At 62.8% G+C, this 18,262-nt stretch carries 15 protein-coding genes; 9 read left to right on the forward strand and 6 right to left on the reverse strand.

The annotated features are described in order from the left end of the window. The first annotated feature begins 470 nt into the window (after positions 1 to 470). Both dnaB and BFN03_RS18865 read left to right on the forward strand, forming a co-directional pair. On the forward strand, positions 471 to 2,627 hold the full coding sequence (dnaB, locus tag BFN03_RS18860; RefSeq protein WP_070381085.1) for a replicative DNA helicase: 2,157 nt from the start codon (positions 471 to 473) through the stop codon (positions 2,625 to 2,627). 191 nt (positions 2,628 to 2,818) lie between these two features. Continuing rightward, positions 2,819 to 3,409: a sugar O-acetyltransferase gene (locus BFN03_RS18865; RefSeq protein ID WP_070380293.1), complete on the forward strand. Its 591-nt coding sequence runs from the start codon at positions 2,819 to 2,821 to the stop codon at positions 3,407 to 3,409. Positions 3,410 to 3,774: 365 nt separating this feature from the next. Here BFN03_RS18865 and BFN03_RS18870 read toward each other — a convergent pair whose 3' ends face one another. Next, on the reverse strand, positions 3,775 to 4,614 hold the full coding sequence (locus BFN03_RS18870) for an SDR family NAD(P)-dependent oxidoreductase (RefSeq protein WP_070380294.1): 840 nt from the start codon (positions 4,612 to 4,614) through the stop codon (positions 3,775 to 3,777). A 53-nt stretch (positions 4,615 to 4,667) separates the two neighbouring features. Here BFN03_RS18870 and BFN03_RS18875 point away from each other — a divergent pair, with 53 nt between their 5' ends. After that, a complete protein-coding gene (locus BFN03_RS18875; protein ID WP_070380295.1) occupies positions 4,668 to 5,210 on the forward strand; it encodes a TetR/AcrR family transcriptional regulator in 543 nt (180 codons plus the stop codon). Positions 5,211 to 5,447: 237 nt separating this feature from the next. On the opposite strand, the gene dnaN is transcribed toward BFN03_RS18875, so the two are convergent. Continuing rightward, complete coding sequence (gene dnaN, locus BFN03_RS18880; RefSeq protein WP_070380296.1) at positions 5,448 to 6,581, reverse strand: DNA polymerase III subunit beta; 1,134 nt, start codon at positions 6,579 to 6,581, stop codon at positions 5,448 to 5,450. Beyond that, the gene (locus BFN03_RS18885; protein WP_070380297.1) at positions 6,578 to 6,949 is read right to left on the reverse strand and encodes a hypothetical protein; all 372 of its coding nucleotides are present in this window, start codon (positions 6,947 to 6,949) and stop codon (positions 6,578 to 6,580) included. The genes dnaN and BFN03_RS18885 overlap by 4 nt, the downstream gene beginning before the upstream one ends. A 449-nt stretch (positions 6,950 to 7,398) precedes the next feature. Here BFN03_RS18885 and BFN03_RS18890 point away from each other — a divergent pair, with 449 nt between their 5' ends. After that, positions 7,399 to 7,749 (forward strand): hypothetical protein, encoded by a 351-nt coding sequence (locus BFN03_RS18890; protein WP_070380298.1) that lies wholly within the window; start codon positions 7,399 to 7,401, stop codon positions 7,747 to 7,749. A 139-nt stretch (positions 7,750 to 7,888) separates the two neighbouring features. Here the strand turns inward: BFN03_RS18890 and BFN03_RS18895 are convergent, their stop codons facing one another. After that, the gene (locus tag BFN03_RS18895) at positions 7,889 to 8,884 is read right to left on the reverse strand and encodes an alpha/beta fold hydrolase (RefSeq protein WP_198163304.1); all 996 of its coding nucleotides are present in this window, start codon (positions 8,882 to 8,884) and stop codon (positions 7,889 to 7,891) included. Positions 8,885 to 8,947: 63 nt separating this feature from the next. Between BFN03_RS18895 and BFN03_RS18900 the strand changes: the two genes are divergently transcribed. Beyond that, positions 8,948 to 9,898 carry a helix-turn-helix transcriptional regulator gene (locus BFN03_RS18900; RefSeq protein WP_070381086.1) on the forward strand — a complete coding sequence of 317 codons (951 nt, stop codon included), beginning with the start codon at positions 8,948 to 8,950 and terminating at the stop codon, positions 9,896 to 9,898. Between the two features lie 316 nt (positions 9,899 to 10,214). Here BFN03_RS18900 and BFN03_RS18905 read toward each other — a convergent pair whose 3' ends face one another. Further along, complete coding sequence (locus tag BFN03_RS18905) at positions 10,215 to 11,597, reverse strand: phenylacetate--CoA ligase family protein (protein WP_070380300.1); 1,383 nt, start codon at positions 11,595 to 11,597, stop codon at positions 10,215 to 10,217. 380 nt (positions 11,598 to 11,977) lie between these two features. On the opposite strand from BFN03_RS18905, the gene BFN03_RS18910 reads away from it, so the two are divergent. Further along, the gene (locus BFN03_RS18910; protein WP_070380301.1) at positions 11,978 to 12,868 is read left to right on the forward strand and encodes an alpha/beta fold hydrolase; all 891 of its coding nucleotides are present in this window, start codon (positions 11,978 to 11,980) and stop codon (positions 12,866 to 12,868) included. Positions 12,869 to 12,906: 38 nt separating this feature from the next. On the opposite strand, the gene BFN03_RS18915 is transcribed toward BFN03_RS18910, so the two are convergent. Continuing rightward, positions 12,907 to 13,881 carry an amidohydrolase family protein gene (locus BFN03_RS18915; RefSeq protein WP_070380302.1) on the reverse strand — a complete coding sequence of 325 codons (975 nt, stop codon included), beginning with the start codon at positions 13,879 to 13,881 and terminating at the stop codon, positions 12,907 to 12,909. 544 nt (positions 13,882 to 14,425) lie between these two features. On the opposite strand from BFN03_RS18915, the gene BFN03_RS18920 reads away from it, so the two are divergent. The 3 genes from BFN03_RS18920 to BFN03_RS18930 are packed head-to-tail and all read left to right on the forward strand — an operon-like array spanning position 14,426 to position 18,098. Continuing rightward, complete coding sequence (locus BFN03_RS18920) at positions 14,426 to 15,970, forward strand: type I restriction-modification system subunit M (RefSeq protein WP_070380303.1); 1,545 nt, start codon at positions 14,426 to 14,428, stop codon at positions 15,968 to 15,970. Beyond that, positions 15,967 to 17,175, forward strand: coding sequence for a restriction endonuclease subunit S (locus BFN03_RS18925; protein ID WP_084385696.1), 1,209 nt, complete (start codon positions 15,967 to 15,969; stop codon positions 17,173 to 17,175). The genes BFN03_RS18920 and BFN03_RS18925 overlap by 4 nt, the downstream gene beginning before the upstream one ends. Continuing rightward, a complete protein-coding gene (locus tag BFN03_RS18930) occupies positions 17,172 to 18,098 on the forward strand; it encodes a restriction endonuclease (RefSeq protein ID WP_332309176.1) in 927 nt (308 codons plus the stop codon). Before BFN03_RS18925 ends, BFN03_RS18930 begins: the two co-directional genes overlap by 4 nt. Positions 18,099 to 18,262 lie beyond the last annotated feature (164 nt).

Raw genomic sequence — 18,262 nt, forward strand, 5'->3', positions numbered from 1 at the left:
CGTTCCTCGGAGCGTCGGGGCCTGCGTTTGTCGAATCTGCGGGATGGCCCATGATCCGTGCGAAATGTGGCTCGGACCATCTTCCCAGGCGGGAGCAACGGGCACGACACGCCCGGCTCCTCGACGTCAAAGACACGCCGAACGAGTTTCCATCCACAACGGTGGAAAACTAAAAATCGAGGCTGAACTGGCATTTTGGGACTGTGATCCACACTTATCCTCAGGTTGTCCCCATGGGGTTCACAAACCTGTCCAGTTGTTTCCACAATTTGTCCCCAACCCTGTGCACAGGACGGTTTGAACACAGGGGCACCCCGTCCTTAACCTCGTTTCAGCGTGTCTCCCTGTCACGGCGCCGTTTGCCGCAACGAGCCTGAGAAGGTTGTCGGTAGGGGCGAGTACCAAAGATCTTGAAGCTCACGAGATGGAGTTCTCGGCAGCAACGGAACGTGATGCGGAAGGGCGGTCGAGTGGCTGTAGTAGACGATCGGGGCCGTTCCGACTACCCGGGTCCACCCGAGGAGCCGGGCGAGGAGTTCGGCAGGCAGCCTCCGCATGACATGGCAGCCGAGCAGTCGGTGCTCGGCGGCATGCTACTCAGCAAGGACGCCATCGCCGACGTGCTCGAGGTGCTCCGGCCCGGCGATTTCTATCGCCCCGCGCATCAATCTGTGTACGACGCCGTCCTCGACCTCTACGCCCGTGGTGAACCGGCCGACCCGGTGACCGTATCCGCTGAACTGGAAAGGCGCGGCGAACTCCGACGGATCGGCGGAGCGCCCTACCTGGTGACGCTCACCCAGACGGTGCCGACCGCCGCCAACGCCGGATATTACGCCGACATCGTGGCCGAGAAGGCGATCCTGCGACGCCTTGTCGATGCCGGTACCCGCATCGTGCAGTACGGCTACACCGGCGCTGACGGCCAGGATGTCGCCGAGGTCGTCGACCGCGCCCAGGCGGAGGTCTTCGAGGTCACCGAGCGGCGCACGGCCGAAGACTTCGTCCCACTCGAGCAGTTGCTGCAGCCCACGATGGACGAGATCGACTCCATCGCCAGCCGCGGCGGAATCTCCCTCGGTGTGCCCACCGGGTTCGTCGAACTCGACGAGGTCACCAACGGCCTCCATCCGGGCCAGATGATCATCGTCGCGGCCCGGCCCGGTGTGGGTAAGGCGCTCGCTCTCGACACACCCCTCCCCACCCCGACGGGCTGGACCACCATGGGTGAGGTTCAGGTGGGTGATCATCTGATCGACGCCGACGGCTTACCCACTCGCGTCGTCGCGGCCACCGAGGTCATGCTCGACCGGCCCTGCTACGAGGTGGAGTTCTCCGACGGCGCCGTCCTGGTCGCAGACGCCCAGCATCAGTGGCTGACGCGGACCGGCGGTGTGGCCGCCGTCCGCACCACGGATCAGATTGCCGAATCGCTGGGGCGGGGGCACTACGTCGCACATGCCGGCGCGCTCGAGTTACCTACGTCGAGCCTCGACGTCGACCCCTACGCGCTGGGAGCCGCGCTCGCCTGCGGGGTCCCAGAGGCGGACAAGCGCGTTCCGGCTGAATTGCTGCGCGGCTCGGTGTTGGAGCGGCGCGAGCTGCTGGCCGGTCTGCTCGACGTAGGCGGTTCGGTCAGTGAAGACGGATCGGTTCGCTTCGAGGCCAAGGAGATTCCGCTCGCGGCGGATGTTCGCGAGCTGGTAGTCGGGTTGGGATATGACTGCCGCCACGAAGATCGCTGTCTCACGTTCTCTGCAGATGAGGAAGTGTTCCAGCTTCACCGAAAGGCAATCCAGCACAAGGAACTTCGCGGTCCCGTCAGTTCGGCGCGCCGAATCGTCGATGTTCGCCGGATCGACAGCGTCCCAGTGCGTTGCGTCGAGGTCGACAACGCTGAGCATCTCTATCTCGCCGGCCGGTCGATGATCCCAACGCACAATTCCACGCTCGGCATGGATTTCCTGCGATCGTGCTCGATCAAGAACGGCATGGCCTCCGTCATCTTCTCCCTGGAGATGGGGAAGACCGAGATCGTCATGCGACTGCTGTCCGCCGAGGCGAAGATCAAACTCGGTGACATGCGTTCGGGCAAGATGAGCGACGACGATTGGACGAAACTCGCTCGCCGCATGAGTGAGATCAGCGAGGCGCCGCTCTTCATCGACGATTCCCCCAACCTCACCATGATGGAGATCCGCGCCAAGGCCCGCCGCCTCAAGCAGAAGCATGACATCAAACTCATTGTGGTGGACTACCTTCAGCTGATGACGTCCGGCAAGAAGGTCGAGTCACGTCAGCAGGAAGTCTCCGAGTTCTCCCGCAGCCTCAAGCTTCTCGCCAAGGAACTCGAGGTCCCCGTGGTCGCCATCTGTCAGCTCAACCGTGGACCCGAGCAGCGAACGGACAAGAAACCGATGGTGTCTGACCTTCGCGAGTCGGGCTCGCTCGAGCAGGACGCCGACATGGTCATCCTGCTCCACCGCCCCGATGCCTTCGAGCGAGACGACCCACGCGGCGGCGAGGCCGACCTCATCCTCGGCAAACACCGCAACGGCCCGACGGCGACAATCACCGTGGCACACCAACTTCACCTGTCCAAGTTCGTAGACATGGCGCGGGGGTAGTTCTTGTCGAGCAGCAGCGAAGATTAGCGAGATGCGACGCTAGTTTAACTAGCCGATCGAAGTGCCTCGGGCAGGTGACCAGCGGAGTTACAGATCGTGCTCCGTCCCGGACTCGAGCATCACGAGCCGCTTCGCGCGAGGGTCGGATCTGGCCATAACCTCCTGACCCGCAACAGTTAGGGTCGCCGATTGTGGGTGAACAACGTGAACGCATGCTGCGTGGGGATTCGTACCAGGACAACGACGCGGATCTGGTTGCCGATCGCAAGGCGTGCCAACGGCTGCTCGACAGGTTCAATGCCACCCTTGCCGAGGAGGACGATGTCCGCCGGGCATTACTGGACAAGCTCCTCGGTTCGCTGGGCGAACGGTCATGGATCATGCCGCGGTTCCAATGCGACTACGGTCAGTACATTCGTATCGGCGCGAACAGCTTCCTCAACTACGACGCGATCCTGATGGACTGTGCGCCGATCACCATCGGTGACGACGTCTCGATAGGACCCAGGGCACAGCTCTTGACCGCGCTACATCCCATGGCCGACCACCAGGCCCGGCGGCAGCGCTGGGAGACCGCTGCGCCGATCACCATCGGCAACAATGTCTGGATGGGTGGCGGCGTTACGGTCTGCCCCGGTGTGACCATCGGCGACAACACCGTAATCGGGGCCGGCAGCGTCGTAACGAAGAATGTTCCGGCCCACGTCTTCGCTGCCGGGAACCCTTGTCGCATCATCAAACCGCTGCCATGGATTGCAGACGGTGAGACGCCCAGGATCTAGTGATTGCCTCGTTGAGGAAAGCTCTTGCCCGTTGCGAGATGCCTGCCAGCCGCACAGGTCAAGTGGGAGAGCCGGTGGGTGCGGTGGCGAGATTCCTGGCTGCCGTCCGACCGCCGAGCCCTCGCCCCGCCACTGCGTGAACTGCTTGATCGTTCCGAGAGCGAGCGCGTCGAGATTGCCTACAGAGTTGATTCCGGACGTACTGGCACAGCGATGGCCTGAGCCGAGGAATCAGTACGGCGGCCCGAAGCCAGGCGACGATGAGACGGTGCTTGGGCGTCATCGCCGAGTTTGGGTGAGGCATGGGCCGCTCCGGTCGCAGGTGAAGGGTCAGCCGTGGTGCGCGGCCAACCCTTCGGGAAAATTCAGTGGCTGACCCATGCGGCTGAGTAGCGGGGATCGAGGTTGTACTCGGTCTGACGCTGCTGGATCACGGCCGCTACCTGGGATGGGGCGTCGCTTCCTAGGAGGATCCGAAGCCGGTCGTCCGCGGGTGCGACGACGTGTTGCAGGAGTTCGCGTGCGATGTCTGCGGGGTCAGCGCCACCGCCGGTTGCGCCCGCTTCGCTCTCCCATGGCACAGACGGCGCGCCCAGGATGCTTCGACGCAGGTCGTCATACTCGGGAATGGGTCTACTGAACTTCATGCTGCCGGTGGCCCACTCGGTGTCCATGGAGCCGACTTCCGCGACGGTCACGCGGATTCCAAAAGGCTTCACTTCGCCTGCCAGAGCCTCGGCGAAACCCTCGAGACCCCACTTCGCCGCGTTGTAAAGCCCGAAGAAGGGCATGGCCCCAACCCCGCCGACCGACGAGATCTGCACGATGTGTCCGCTCCGCTGGGTTCGCATGACGGGTAGTGCTGCCTGCGTTAGCCACAGAGCCCCAAGCAGGTCGGTGTCGAGGATCGCGCGGGCCTCCAGTTCCCCGACCTCTTCGACAGCGCCTACGAGTCCATAGCCAGCGTTGTTCACAAGCACATCCAGTTTGCCGTGCTCTTCAGCGGCCAAACGGACAGCGTCCCGGCAGGCATCTCTGTCACGTACATCGAGCCGACACGTGGACAGCCGATCGTGGCGCACAGGGGCTTCACCACTTCGCGTCGCTGCCACGACTCGATGTCCGGCGTCGAGTGCTGCCTTGGTCAAGGCACAGCCGAGTCCTCTACTCGCGCCAGTAATGAACCAAGTCTGCGAATCAGTCATGGCACCATGAAAGCACAAACGAGACGGTACGTCTCGTTTGGTACAGTTCCATCATGGCTCGTGCTACCACTGTGGCCCGCGTGCACGCGGCGGTCTTGGAGCTCGCAATTGCCAGCGGACCGGCGTCGTTGACCATGGAAGGCATCGCCGCCAAGGCTGGAGTGGGCAAGCAGACGCTCTATCGGACATGGCAATCCGTGCCGGCGATCCTCTTCGACGCATTGCTCACACACAGCACGCAACAACCTGAGACGGGCGCACGGGGCGATGGCGGAGACCTGCAACACCAGCTCGAGGAATTGCTGCGGTCCGCCATTGAGGAGATCACGACGCAGCCGCATGAGTCTCTGCTGCGCACCCTGGCCGCTGCGATCCAGACAGACGAGGCGGTAGCGCGTGAGTTCCAGGAACGACTCCTGAGCCCGCAGCTGAGCACGGTCCGGGCCCTGTTCCAGCACGGCGGAGTATCGGATACCCAACGCGCCGCAGAGCTGCTGCTCTCACCTGTGTTCTATCGCTGGTTCATGCGCTTGCCGACGATGTCGCCTGAGGAACTGGCGCAGCACGTGTCACAAGTGCTGCGCTGCGTGACCTAGCCTGCTCGACGTCCTCTCCGCCCAATCAACGGTCCCGGCCAGTACAGCTAGCTGCGTTCGGTGCACCTACATTACAGGCCTGCCCCTCCTCGCGGCTTGGTGCCGCCGCCGAGGAGGGGTCCGTCCGTGGTCGATGTTCGAAGTCGTGTGCACTGGTGATCGAAGTCGTGTGCACGTGCCCCGGCAGCGGCTGAAGTCTGGGGCGGGATTCGGGTCGCGTTCTCGTCGGGCGATGGCTCAGTCGGGTAGGCGAACGGGCATCAGTACATAGATCAGACCGTCGCGGCGCTTACCGTCGGGTTCGCGATCGGTCGCACGCAGAATCGCTGCTCTGGTAGGGCCGTTCAGGGCGATCTCTACGATCTCGGCATGCGCGGCGGTCAGTCCCTCGAGTAGATAACGGGGGTTGAAGGCGATGGTCAACGGTTCGCCGTCGAACTCGCAACCGATGGACTCCTCCGCGCTTCCTTCGTTGTCGCCCCCGGCAGACAAACGAGCCGTGGTTGCGGCGAAGGTCAACCGAACCTGCGCTCCTTTGGGCGAGAGAAGCGACACCCGTTTGATCGCGGCGATCAGCGGGGCGGAACGCATGCGGGCGGATGCGGTGCGGGTGGTCTCGAGATAGCGCTCGTAGGGCGCATAGGGCATGTCGAGCGTGCGCATGGTGTGATGCTGCTCGTCGGTCGCGAGTCCCAGGATCGCTTGCCCTGGAACACTGGCGATTTCGATTCTCGGTCCCGTGAGCGTCTTGCTTGTCTCTGCCAGCGCGCGGGCCGGCACGAGCATGCTGGTTGGTCTCGAGTTGCCCATCGCGGCCACAGGCTCCCACCTGAGCTCGCGGATCGCGATGCGGAACCGGTCGGTGCTCACCAGCCGCAGGAACGAGGGATGGAATTCGATGTTGATCCCGGTCAGCATGGGCAACGTGTCGTCGCGCCCGGCGGCCACGACCACCTGCGCCACGGCGTCGCGTAGGTCTGAGTGATTGACTGCGCCGACCGCTGCAGGTGAGGGCGGGAGGTCTGGGTAGTCCTCGACAGTCATCAGCGGCAGGGCGAATCGCGATGGACCGCAGACGATCTCGAGGCGGTCCCCGTTGTCGGACAACTCGACCGGCTGCGGGGGGAGGGCTTTCGCGATATCGGTGAGCAGTCGCCCCGATACCAGTGCAGCACCGGGCTCGTCCACCACTGCATCGGTGATCGTGGCATGGGAGGAGATCTCGTAGTCGAAACCGGCGACCGACGCCGAGTCCGGTTCCGCTCGTAGTCGAATGCCCGCGAGCACGGGGATCGAAGGGCGCCGAGGCACTGTTGGCCCGACCACGGCCACCGCATCGGCGAGACGATCGCGGTCTACACGGAGTTTCATCGGTTTTCTTCCTCGTCGAGGGTTCGATATTCCAGGCGTCGGTGCAGTGCACTGGCCCGAGCGTGTGCGGCTTGCTTGGAGCGGTGGCCGAATGTCTCGGCGATCCAACTCCAGCTGTTGCCGTGTTCGCTGGCTGCCCGCATCAGGCCCAGTTCCAGCCGATCCAGATCGGTCCGCGCGACCGACAGCAATACGACGCAGGCGTAGACCACGTGGTGTGGTAGCTCTACTCCGTCGTTGTCCAATCGGTTCAGTACTCCGCGCACGATCGCCGTCGGGTCGTCACGGGGTGCTTCGTTCGTCGATGACGATGTGGCTTGCAGCCACTCGTCGAGCATCGCCGCCTCCGGCCGTTCGGGATCGGGCATGCCCCGAGCCTACCCCACCGTCAAAACATTTTTGACGGTACGTGGCTGGTTCGGTCACGCCGTCCATCCGGGGTACACCCGATAACCCCGCGAGTTGATCAGACGGTCGCGTCGTTCAGTCGGTCCCGGTAGATCCGAAATGCCTTGCGATCAGAGGCAGAATCGCTCTCTCCGACTGTTCCGGTAGCGGCAAATAGCGCTAGGTGGACGTGCGGAAGCGGGGTGTGACGTGCAGGCTGTAGCCTTGGCCGCGTCGCACTTCCCGGCCTTGTTGCAGGGCGTGGCGCGCTTGCACGTAAATTGGCGAGACCCCTCGACCCGCCCGAGATCCGTCAAACTGCACTGGCGAGTCCCGCTAATCCTCACTGCATCTCGACACTTGTCGAGACGCAGCGAAGATTAGGCGGATCGATTCCGGTTCCACCCAAGGTTGGATAGTGTGAGGGACCATGAGTGCCATTCCCAGTCAATGGATTCCACACCGCCGACAGGACGGTGAAGTTATCGGTTGGATCGACCTGGACTCCCAGGCGCCTGACCTGATCCCCGTCGATCGTCTGGGCTGGCCCCTCGAGCCGGTTTCAGACTGGCCCGCCGCGGAGGAAGCACTCGAGAAGCGCGGCTTGGGTTTTCTGCTGAATCGGTTCCACTACCGCGGACACGCTGTGAGGATCAGGCAGCTCTATGAGGACCGTGTCATCGTCACTACCGCCGTCTCCGATGCTGTCGGTGATGTCGGCGAAGAGTTCACGCTTCCATTCCCTGCCGGGACAGAGCTCACCGAGATCCAAGCCGGCTGAGGGGGCTGAGGTCGTAACGAAGCGGCGTGCACGGGGGGGGGTGAACTTTCCCCGTGCACGCCCCCTTTGCTCGTGTGCACGACGGCCAATTCGTTCCGTTCGAGCCGGAGCGCATGCTCAACCGTGAAACGCTCTTGGGCTAGGTGGCATCCTGCTGTTCCAGCCACTTCAAGATCGCTTGGTTTGTTTCTTCCGGCCTTTCTTGCTGGATCCAATGACCGCAATCCAGATTGACCACTTCCACATTGGGCACGAAATCCGTCAGTTTTTCAGATCTGGCGATCGGATCCCGGTCGCCATAGATCATGAGTGCGGGCTGCTGGATGATCGGGTCAACATCCGCCAGCAAGTGCCAGTTGCGGTCGAGGTTTCTGTACCAATTGATGCTGCCCGTAAACCCTGATGCTTCGAAAGCGGAGACGAAAACGGCCAGTTCGCTGTCGCTCATCAAAGGCTCACCGAGTGGTGTTTCTGCTTTGGCGAGATTGATCAACGCCATACCCGGCGCAGGCTCGCTGGGCGGCTCGTTCTTCCGGTACAGGTTGCGAAGGAACCGGAATGTATTTTCTTCGAACACAGCGTCCGCGACACCTGGCTGTCGATTGAAGTGGACGAAATAGAAGTCGCCGCCCAGCATTTCCTCCATGACCTCGATCCAGGGCCTTTCTCCGCGATCCTGGTAGGGCAGGCTCAGGTTTATCACTGTGTTGACCCGGTTCGGATGCAACAGGGTCAGCCCCCACACGACGAACGCACCCCAATCGTGGCCGACGAAGGTGGCATCCTCGTATCCGAAGTGATCGAGAAGTGCGACGAGATCACCCGACAAGTGTTCGATGTCGTAGTCCGCTACTTCGGTCGGACGGGATGAGTTCCCATAACCTCGCTGGTTCGGGACGATGACGTGGTAGCCCGCGTCGGCAAGGGCGGGCACCTGATGGCGCCAAGAAAAGGCATGCTCTGGAAAGCCATGACAGAGCACAATCGGGTTTCCTGCATTTTCCCGTCCCGTTTCGAAGACTTCGAGTTCTACACCGTTGACCGAAATCAGGGTGGGCTCGGGAAAATCGGTTGGATCAAACATGGCGTTCCTCTCTGGCTTCTCTTGGGCAGCTGGACTCGTCTGTGAGGTCATGTCGACATCTTGCTGACCTAAACCGGTCACCTCATGACCGGTTTCTGTGAAAAAGTTGTGAGGGTGAGCACAGACCGACTAGTGGCCGTCCTCCTCTTGCTGCAACGACGCGGGCAGGTGACAGCGCCAGAAGTCGCCCGAGAGCTCGAGGTCTCCGAGCGCACTGCCCGCCGCGACCTCGACGCCCTGGCCAGGGCCGGGGTGCCCTTGTACTCCACGCAGGGCCGAGGCGGCGGCTGGCGCCTCGTGGGGGGCGCCCGCACCGACCTGTCCGGGTTGACCGCGAGTGAGGCCCGCGCTTTGTTCCTGGTTGCCGGCCCGGCCTCGGCTGCGACGCCGGCCGTGAAAACAGCTCTGCGCAAGCTCGTCCATGCGCTGCCGGAGCCCTTCCGGGTTCAGGCAGAGGCAGCGGCGTCGTCGTTGGTCACGGACCCGGGGCGATGGGGATCAAGCCCGATCGAGCCACGACCACAGCCTCGCTTCCTCGACGAACTCCAAGACGCGGTGATCCGCGGCGTCCAGGTGCGGCTCGGCTACGTGGACAGCAAAGGCGTCGAAACCGAGAGAACCGTCCACCCGCTGGGCATCGTGGCCAAAGGTCCGTCGTGGTATCTCGTCTCCAACACCGAGGCCGGCCAGCGAACCTTCCGGATCGACCGCGTGTCGTACGCCGACCCGACCGACGATCCCGTCCGCCGACCTGAGGACTTCGACCTTGCGGAGAGCTGGCGCGAGATCGCCGACGAGGTCGACCGCAAGCGAACGCCCCTCGAGATCCAGGCGGTATGCGAGCCCCACCGGATAGGTCTGCTCCGGATGGCGCTCGGCGGTCGGCTCGAGGTTGGAGGTTCCACGACCGACGGCCGCATCGAGGTCGTGATCCGCGGCCGCGACGAGTACGCGATCGCCGGCGAGCTTGCCTGGATGGTCGAATGGCTCGAGGTGACCGGCCCTCCGGGTGTGCGAGACCACCTGGCCTCGATTGGCAACGCGCTCGTCGAGCGGTACGGCTGAGACCGCCCCACAACAACCCCAGCTCCAACCCCCGGGCCGCACAACTACTTTGACGGGCGTCGGCGACTAGCCGGGGATCCGTCAAAGTGGCGGGGTGTGTCTCTGTCTAACGGCTGCCACGGATACGTTTGTCTCACGGGACGTTTCAATTCCAATGCTCGCACGAGCGACCCGCCGCCGGCCCGACCTCAGTGAGAGCCTGTTCGAAAACGTTTGTCCTGATCTGGACCGCCTGTCGAGCGTCGAGGCTCGGTCAGGACGGCGGTCCATCCACGGACCAATCGTGGGTAGTCATCGACCACAATGTGGTGGTCGCTCATGAGCCTGCGGTCCATACGTGGCGGAATTTGCCGCTGCGCGGGTGGCGTTGCAGCGGTGCTGTGCCTTGTTCAACCCGCACGTCACTGAGGCTGTGGGACTCGAGGAATCGGCCCAGCGACTGGGCGATGTGGTTCCACACGGCAGCCTTGTCCCGGCCGGGCTTCGCCTCGAAGCGGACTTCGAGAGTCGAGGGGCCGGTGCGCACTATTTGGCTGCGCGCCACGTCGGGAACCGCTTCCACGACGCCGATTAACGCCAGTGGGAAGATCGCTGTCTGCTGTCCGGTCGCGGACTGAAAGAACAAGACCTCGCCCTGGCGGCCTTGGACCTCGATGACCGGAAACGCGCTGCCGCACAAACACTTGTCGCGGTGCATGATGATGCTGTCGCCGAGATCGTATCGGATCAGTGGCTGCACCCGATTGCCTAGGTGGGTTAGCAGGACCGTGGCGGAGGGCTGGCCGGGCTCGACTGCGTGATACGTGTCGTCGACCGGTTCAAGGATGAACCAGTCGGTGTTGGCGTGCAGGCTGCGGCGGCTGCATTCGGTGGCCAACGTAAGGGCTTCGGTGGCGCTGTAGGTCTCTCGGACCACGCACCGAAAGGTTTCGCGTAGTTCCTGTTTGGCGGCGTTGGAAATCGGCTCGGCAGAGGGCTGAATCATTGCTGGGCTGATGGCCAGGCGGCCGTCCTGTTGGGCGCGAGCTAACTCCACCAACACTGTCGAGTATCCGATGATGACCGCCGGTTGGTAGTCGTTGAGATCCGCAACGAGCTCATCGATGGGCCGGGTGGCCGAGAAGAACCGGATGCGGCTTGCGCCGAGGCGGGATTCGCGGCGAAACAATGCGATACCGGATGCGCCGGCGAAGTGACCTCCAGCGACGGCTATTTCGGCGAACTTGCGGTTGTTTCGGATCAGCCGTCGCATCATCTTGAAGTTGAGCAGGGCGGGGTTGGTCCAGCGGTCCGGGACGGTGTGCACCAGCATGAGCGAAAAGTCGTCCTGGACGAACACGCCGGGCTCACCGGTAGTCCCTGAGGTCGTCCACACCGGATAGCGCCCCAAATAGCGCCGGCCGATGTTGGCCTGGTCGGCCAGGAACGCGTCGACCCCGGACTTCGTGATCGTGGGGTCGGTGACCACGTCATCGAAGTTCTCCATCAGCATCGGCTTGGTCACCGCGGGAAGCTCGCTGAGATGTCTGAGCGTATCGGGAAGCCGGGCATAGTGGCGCCGGTAAAAGCCCGACTCACGTCTCGCGAACGACAATAGATCAGCCAGTCGGTGTTGCTGCCGCGCGCGGATTCCGTCGGTGTTTGCCCACTTGGCTCGCCAGATATCGAGCTGTGCCCTGCGAAGATTCGTCCCCGTCATGGAGGATACCTTTCGAGATCGGTCTCGGCGGTGGCGGTGTTGACAGAGGCTCTTAGGGATCTCGGCTGGCCTGGCGAATGCAGCTGGTGAGTGAGAGTTTACGGCATGCCCGCCGAGCCGACGCGATTATCGATCCCGGCCCAGGGGGATCACATACGGGTCTCGGTGCCATTGCCCACCGCATTTCTATGACAGTACAATTCGATAAAACCGTCCGAACCCGGTGCAACTATGAAGATCACGTACTATCTGGATAACGCGTTCCCGATCGAGCATGAGGGCGTGAAAGCGGTTGATCCGCAGAGCGATTGGTGTGGACTGCACGAACCTGCGTTACGGGCAGGCGGTGACCATTTGACGTTCAGCGAAGGACAGTCGCCGTGATCGCACCGCGAATCGATTCTGCGGTTCGCCTGTCGGATCAGCGGCGATTGGCTTATGCCGAATATGGAGACGCTACAGGTGTTCCCGTCTTCGTCTTCCACGGACTTCCGGGCTCGCGTCTTAGCTGGGGCATGCTGCCCGACAACTCGCTTCCTGGTGCTGCGCGAATCATCGCGCCAGATCGTCCGGGCTACGGCGGCTCGGATCCCAAACCCGGGCGCACGCTGCTCGACTGGGCGGATGACGTTGCGGCGCTCGCGGATTCACTGGAGGTCCCCAGGTTTGCGATCGTCGGTATCTCCGGTGGCGGTCCCGGTGCGCTGGCGTGCGCCTGGAAGATGCCGCAGCGCCTGACGACGGTGGGTATCGTCGCATCTCCCGCACCGACCGACGCTGCTGGAGTCTTCGACGGAATCAGCAGCACCAACCGGTTCTTCATGAAACTGGCCTGGTATCTGCCGTGGCTGTCCAGCGCGAACACGCGATTCCTGGCGGCGGTCATCCGACGCAATCCGCGGCGATACCTCGACACCATGAAATACAAGATTCACGATGTCGACCAAGCCATCCTCGATCGACCCGAGATTCACAGGATGCTGGTCAAAGACTTCGCCGAAGCGGTGCGGGGTGGCGCGGCGGGGATGGTCGATGACATGGCCGCGAATCACGGTCGTCCGTGGGGCTTTCCGTTAGAGCAGATCCGCAGCGAGGTCCTGCTGTGGTCGTGCGAGCTGGATCGAAGCGTTCCACCTGCAATGGGAAAATACTTGAGCCAGGCGATCCCGTCCTGTCAAGCAAACTTCGTGGCCGGGGCAGGGCACCTGTGGATCCTCCTTCACCTGCGGGAGGTGCTGGACGAGGTCACCGGGCAGCACCCGCCGCTGTGACGACCCTTGTGTGCAACTCCAGGCGGGTCGGCGGGCGATCATCCCAGGGCTGCGTCAGACGCGGGGCGGCGTGCCGGTGTTGATCGAAGTCGGGGAAACAGCGCCAGCGCGTTGGTGCGGTCGATCGCGTCCCTCCCGTCCTGATCCAGGCCCGGGTAGGACTCCAGGCCCTGCGCGAAGTACTGGGCGGCCGGCAGTGACGCGAATGGCCAATCCGAGCCGAAGGTGACGTGGCCGGGTTTGGCGAACGCAAGCAGGCTGGGCAGAGCGGATGCGGTTGAGGACACTGCGGTGTCGAAGTAGAAACCCGAGAGCTCGTCAAAGCATTGCTGTGGGTCACGGCCGGCTTCGCCGACCATCGAGCCGACCAGGCGATGCGCGGCGTAGGGCACAAAGCCCCCGGCGTGACTGAGGATGAACCGAATGTGCGGATAGCGGCTTCGGATTCCGTTGCACACCAGAAGGTATGCGGCGCGGGTGGTGTCGAGAAGGACATCGGCGACGTACGGCGCGATGCCGGGCACCCTGGGGCCGGGAAGGTCGGTGGGGTGCACGAACACGACGGCAGACCTCTCGTCCAGAGCGGCGAACAGAGCGTCATGTCCTTCGGCGCCGAGATAGGTCCCCATCGCGTTGGCGAGCAGAACAACGCCGTCGGCAGACAACTCGTCGAGTGACCGGATCACTTCGCGGACCGATTCCTCGAGATGCGGGGTAGGGATGGTGGCAAAGAAACCGAACCGGTCGGGCCGACTGACCGCTAGATCTGCGGCGAAATCGTTGAGCTCCCGCGCGAGCGCCGCCGCGGCAGCGGGGTCCGTGAGGAACGTTGCTGCTGGTGTGGAGACCGACAAGATGGCGGTGGCGATGTCGAGTGCGGCCATGGTTTCCAGCGCCGAGTCCACGCTCCACTCGGGCAGCGCAGCGCCGATGGCGTCCTCAACTCCGGCCTCGTGCAAGGAGCTGCGATAGAACGGCGCGACGAAATGATGATGGGTATCAATCCTCGGCATTTCATGACTCCCTTCGGCGACTCGGCGTGAGCTACATCCGAACGATTGATAGCGATGTTGGGACCACGCCGTGTAGTTGCGGATGATCTGCCCTACCGCCCTCACTATGCGCGGCAGAAATGCGCGGGGATAGAGGCGAACGTCAACACTGCACGGTCCGTGCTTGGGAGATGGCTGCAGCGGCGTCGCTCGGCAGGAAGATGCCACGGTGGAAGTCCACGCGGCCCGGATCGATCTGTAGGTCGAGTGGGCTGTCTTTTGCCGGAGGCAGCAGCCCGGCTACACACATGCGCATAGCGAGGCCTTAGCTGAAAGACGTCGAGGGGCCGTACCTAGGAAATGTATCGGTGCCTGACGCAAATTGCGGGACATCGCTTTGAGCAGCGGAGCGAAACCGCAGGTCAGCATGCGCTCTAGATGTCGCTAACGGTGAGAACATACAGGCAATCGGGAGTCAGGCGTGGCTGAGGCGATCGTGCAGGTGTCGGTGCTGACGTATACAGTCATCTGTTCGCTTGTTGACGCTGGATAGGAGCCTGGTCACGTGATCACTGGTGAGATCAAGAGCAAAGTCGACGCGGTGTGGGATGCGTTCTGGACCGGCGGCATCTCCAATCCGCTCGAGGTGATGGAGCAGATCACTTACCTGCTGTTCATCCGCCGCCTCGACGACGAGCAGACCAAGGCGCTGAACCAGCAGAACCTGCTGGGCGTGACGGTCGAGAACAAGCCCTTCCCGGACGGCAACGACGAGGAGGGCCGTCCCTACGACGAGCTGCGTTGGTCGCGGATCAAGAACATGTCCGCCGAAGAGGCCTTCGACGTGGTGGGCCAGCGGGTGTTCCCGTTCATCAAGTCGATGCGCGGTGACGACTCCACCTACGCGCACTTCATGAAGGACGCGCGCCTGACCATCCCCAACGCGGGCATGCTGCAGCGCGTGATCGACCGCCTCGACCAGGTGCCGATGGGTGATCTCGACACCAAGGGCGACATCTACGAGTACCTGCTCGCGAAGATCGCCAGCGCCGGCCAGAACGGCCAATTCCGCACCCCGCGGCACATCATCCAGTTGATGGTGGAGATGACCGCGCCCAAGCCCGGCGACACGATCGTCGACCCGGCGTCGGGCACGTGCGGCTTCCTGGTGGCGGCCACCGAGTACATGCGCGCCAACCACGCCGACGCGATCGGCTCGGGGGACGGCAAGCGCCACTATCACCACGAGATGTTCCACGGCTTCGACTTCGACAACACGATGCTGCGGATCGGCTCGATGAACCTGTTGCTGCACGGCGTGGAACAGCCCGACGTGCGGTACCGGGACTCGTTGGCGGAGGCCAACACCGGCGATGCGGGCGCATACTCGCTGATCCTGGCGAATCCACCGTTCGCGGGATCGCTGGACTACGAGAACACCGCGAAGGACCTCCAGCAGATCATCAAGACCAAGAAGACCGAGCTGCTGTTCCTGGCGCTGTTTCTGCGGCTGCTCAAGCCCGGTGGACGGGCGGCGGTGATCGTGCCGGACGGCGTGCTGTTCGGAAGCTCGAAGGCGCACAAGACTCTTCGCAAGATCCTGGTCGAGGATCAGAAGCTCGACGCGGTGGTGAAGCTGCCGTCGGGGGTGTTCAAGCCTTACGCAGGCGTCTCGACGGCGATCCTGTTCTTCACCAAGACCGACTCCGGCGGCACCGACAACGTCTGGTTCTACGACGTGCAGGCCGACGGGTATTCGCTCGACGACAAGCGCAACGCCCTGCTCGACGAGGACAAGCTCGGTGTGACGGCGGTGCTCGACGAGGCCGAGCACCAGAAGAACAACCTGCCGGACGTGTTGCGGCGCTGGGCCGTACGGGATAGCTCGGAGCGGGAGCGGGCGCGTACGGAGCAGAGTTTCTGCGTGCCGAAGGAGGACATCGCAGCGCAGGGTTATGACCTGTCGCTGAACCGGTACAAGGAGATCGTCCACGAGGAAATCGAGCACCGGACGCCTGAGGCGATTCTGGACGAGCTCGAGCGGATCGAGAAGGAGATCGGCGACGGCATGGCGCAACTGCGGGAGATGCTGGCGGGGGGTGCGGCGTGAGCAAGTGGCCTACGACAGCCCTGGGTGAGGTAGCAGCCTTCATCCGTGGCGTGACGTTCAAACCCGCAGACGTGGTGCCACCTGACACCGTCGGCTCCGTTTCGTGCATGCGAACGAAGAACGTGCAGGAGCACCTTGACCTTTCAGACGTCTGGGCCATCGATACAGTTCACGTAAAGCGAGTCGAGCAGTACCTCAAGAAGGGTGATCTGCTAGTTTCGTCGGCGAACAGCTGGAACCTCGTGGGAAAGTGCTCATGGGTTCCTGAGTTGGAGAGACGGTCCACGTTTGGAGGCTTCGTCACGGTCTTGCGGCCAAACGAGGACAAAGTTGATCCTAGGTTTCTCTATCGGTTCTTCTCATCCGACCGCACGCAGGCCACTGCGCGCAGCTTCTCGCGTCAGACAACGAACATCTCAAATCTGGACCTGAAGCGCTGTGCGGCGATGCCTATTCTGCTTCCACCACTCGCCGAACAGCGCCGGATCGCCGCGATCCTCGACCACGCCGACGCCCTCCGCGCCAAGCGCCGCGAAGCCCTCGCCCGCCTCGACGAGCTTACCCAGTCGATCTTCGTCGAAATGTTCGGCGAACCATCCACAAACCCACGCGGCTGGCCCGTCCAAACAATGGACGAGCTGTGCATGGGAAACTTCCGGAATGGGCTTTCCCCCTCAAGCCGTGGAACTGTGCATGCCAACGTGCTGACGCTCTCTGCGGTCACGGGTACTGAGTTCGACAGCACAGCGGTTAAGGTGGCGACGTTCAAGACAACGCCCCCACCTGAACAATCAGTCGACGAACGAGACCTGCTGATCTGTCGAGGCAACGGCAACCTCAACCTCGTTGGAAAGGGCTATTTCGCCCCGAGAAGTTTGCCTGACACGACATTTCCAGACACCATAATTGCGGCGCGCGTCGACGCGACCTCGTGTAGTAGGGCCTACATACAGGCACTGTGGAACACTCGAGCCGTCAGGATGCAACTTGAATCTGCTGCACGAACTACCAACGGTACGTACAAGATCAATCAGGGATCACTGGGGTCGATCAAACTCCCAATTCCTCCCTCAGAGCATCAAACGCAGTTCGCGGGTCGGATTGCTGGTATCGAAGGCTTGAGGAAGGGGCATCGCCAAGCGCTCAGTGCACTCGACGCCCTCTTCGCGTCGCTCCAGTCCCGCGCCTTCCGAGGAGAGTTGTGACCGCAGCGGAACCCGTCTCTGCGATGCCGGTGTGGTCGGGCTTCCTGACCCCTGCGCTCAAGGTACTCAGCGATGGGAGGACATGGCGCAAGCGAGATCTCCATGCAGCCGTCGCTGATCACGTCGGACTCTCCGCGGACCAACGGGCGGAGGTGTTGCCTTCCGGGCAGAGTCGTTCTGACAACAGGATCGGTTGGGCGCTCAGTGGCCTGTACCGCGCCAAGCTGGTTGAGAAGCCGGCGCGGGCGACATTCGTCATAGCCGACGCGGGCCGCGAATTGCTCGCAGCTCACCCCACCGGGATAACCGAGAAAACACTCAAAGCCGTTCCCGCGTACCGGGACTATGTTCCACCAGCGCGGGCATCAGCCGACACGTCGGCAACTAGCACTGAGCCCGAAGAGGAAGCGGATCCGCTCGAGCAGATCGAGACCGGCGTCAAACGTCTCCACTCCGAGGTCGCCGCAGACCTGCTCGAGCGCCTGCGCGAACAGCACCCCGATTTCCTCGAGCAGTCCGTCCTGGACGTACTCGTCGCCATGGGGTACGGCGGCACCGAGGGGAAGGCTGCCCGGATCGCCGGGTCGGGAGACGGTGGCGTCGATGGCGTGATCGACCAGGACCCTCTGGGGCTTGACCGGATCTATGTACAGGCAAAGCGCTATGCGCAAGACAATGCTGTGGGTAGGCCAGAGATCCAAGCATTCGTCGGAGCGCTGCACGGAGTCGGTGCCGCTCGGGGCGTCTTCATCACCACCAGTCGGTTTACTGCTGAAGCGCGGGCCTATTCCGACACCATCGGGACCAGGGTAATCCTCATCGACGGAGAACGACTGGCAGCGCTGATGATCAAATACGGCGTCGCAGTACAGGTCCGTCAAACGTTCACCCTCGTCGAAGTCGATGAAGACTATTTCGAATAACCACGAACCTGTGGCAGTTGGTGCTGTAGGAATCGATGCCCTACCGGGGCGACCAGTGGCTATAACCTAGCGGTGGCTCGATATGGACGTTGCTGGAGTGTGTAGGAGTGTGTATTTCATTGTGCAGCTGACTGTGAACAAGAGTGAATCTGAATCAGATCTAC

The organism is Rhodococcus sp. WMMA185 (genome assembly GCF_001767395.1).
Taxonomy (GTDB): domain Bacteria; phylum Actinomycetota; class Actinomycetes; order Mycobacteriales; family Mycobacteriaceae; genus Rhodococcus_F.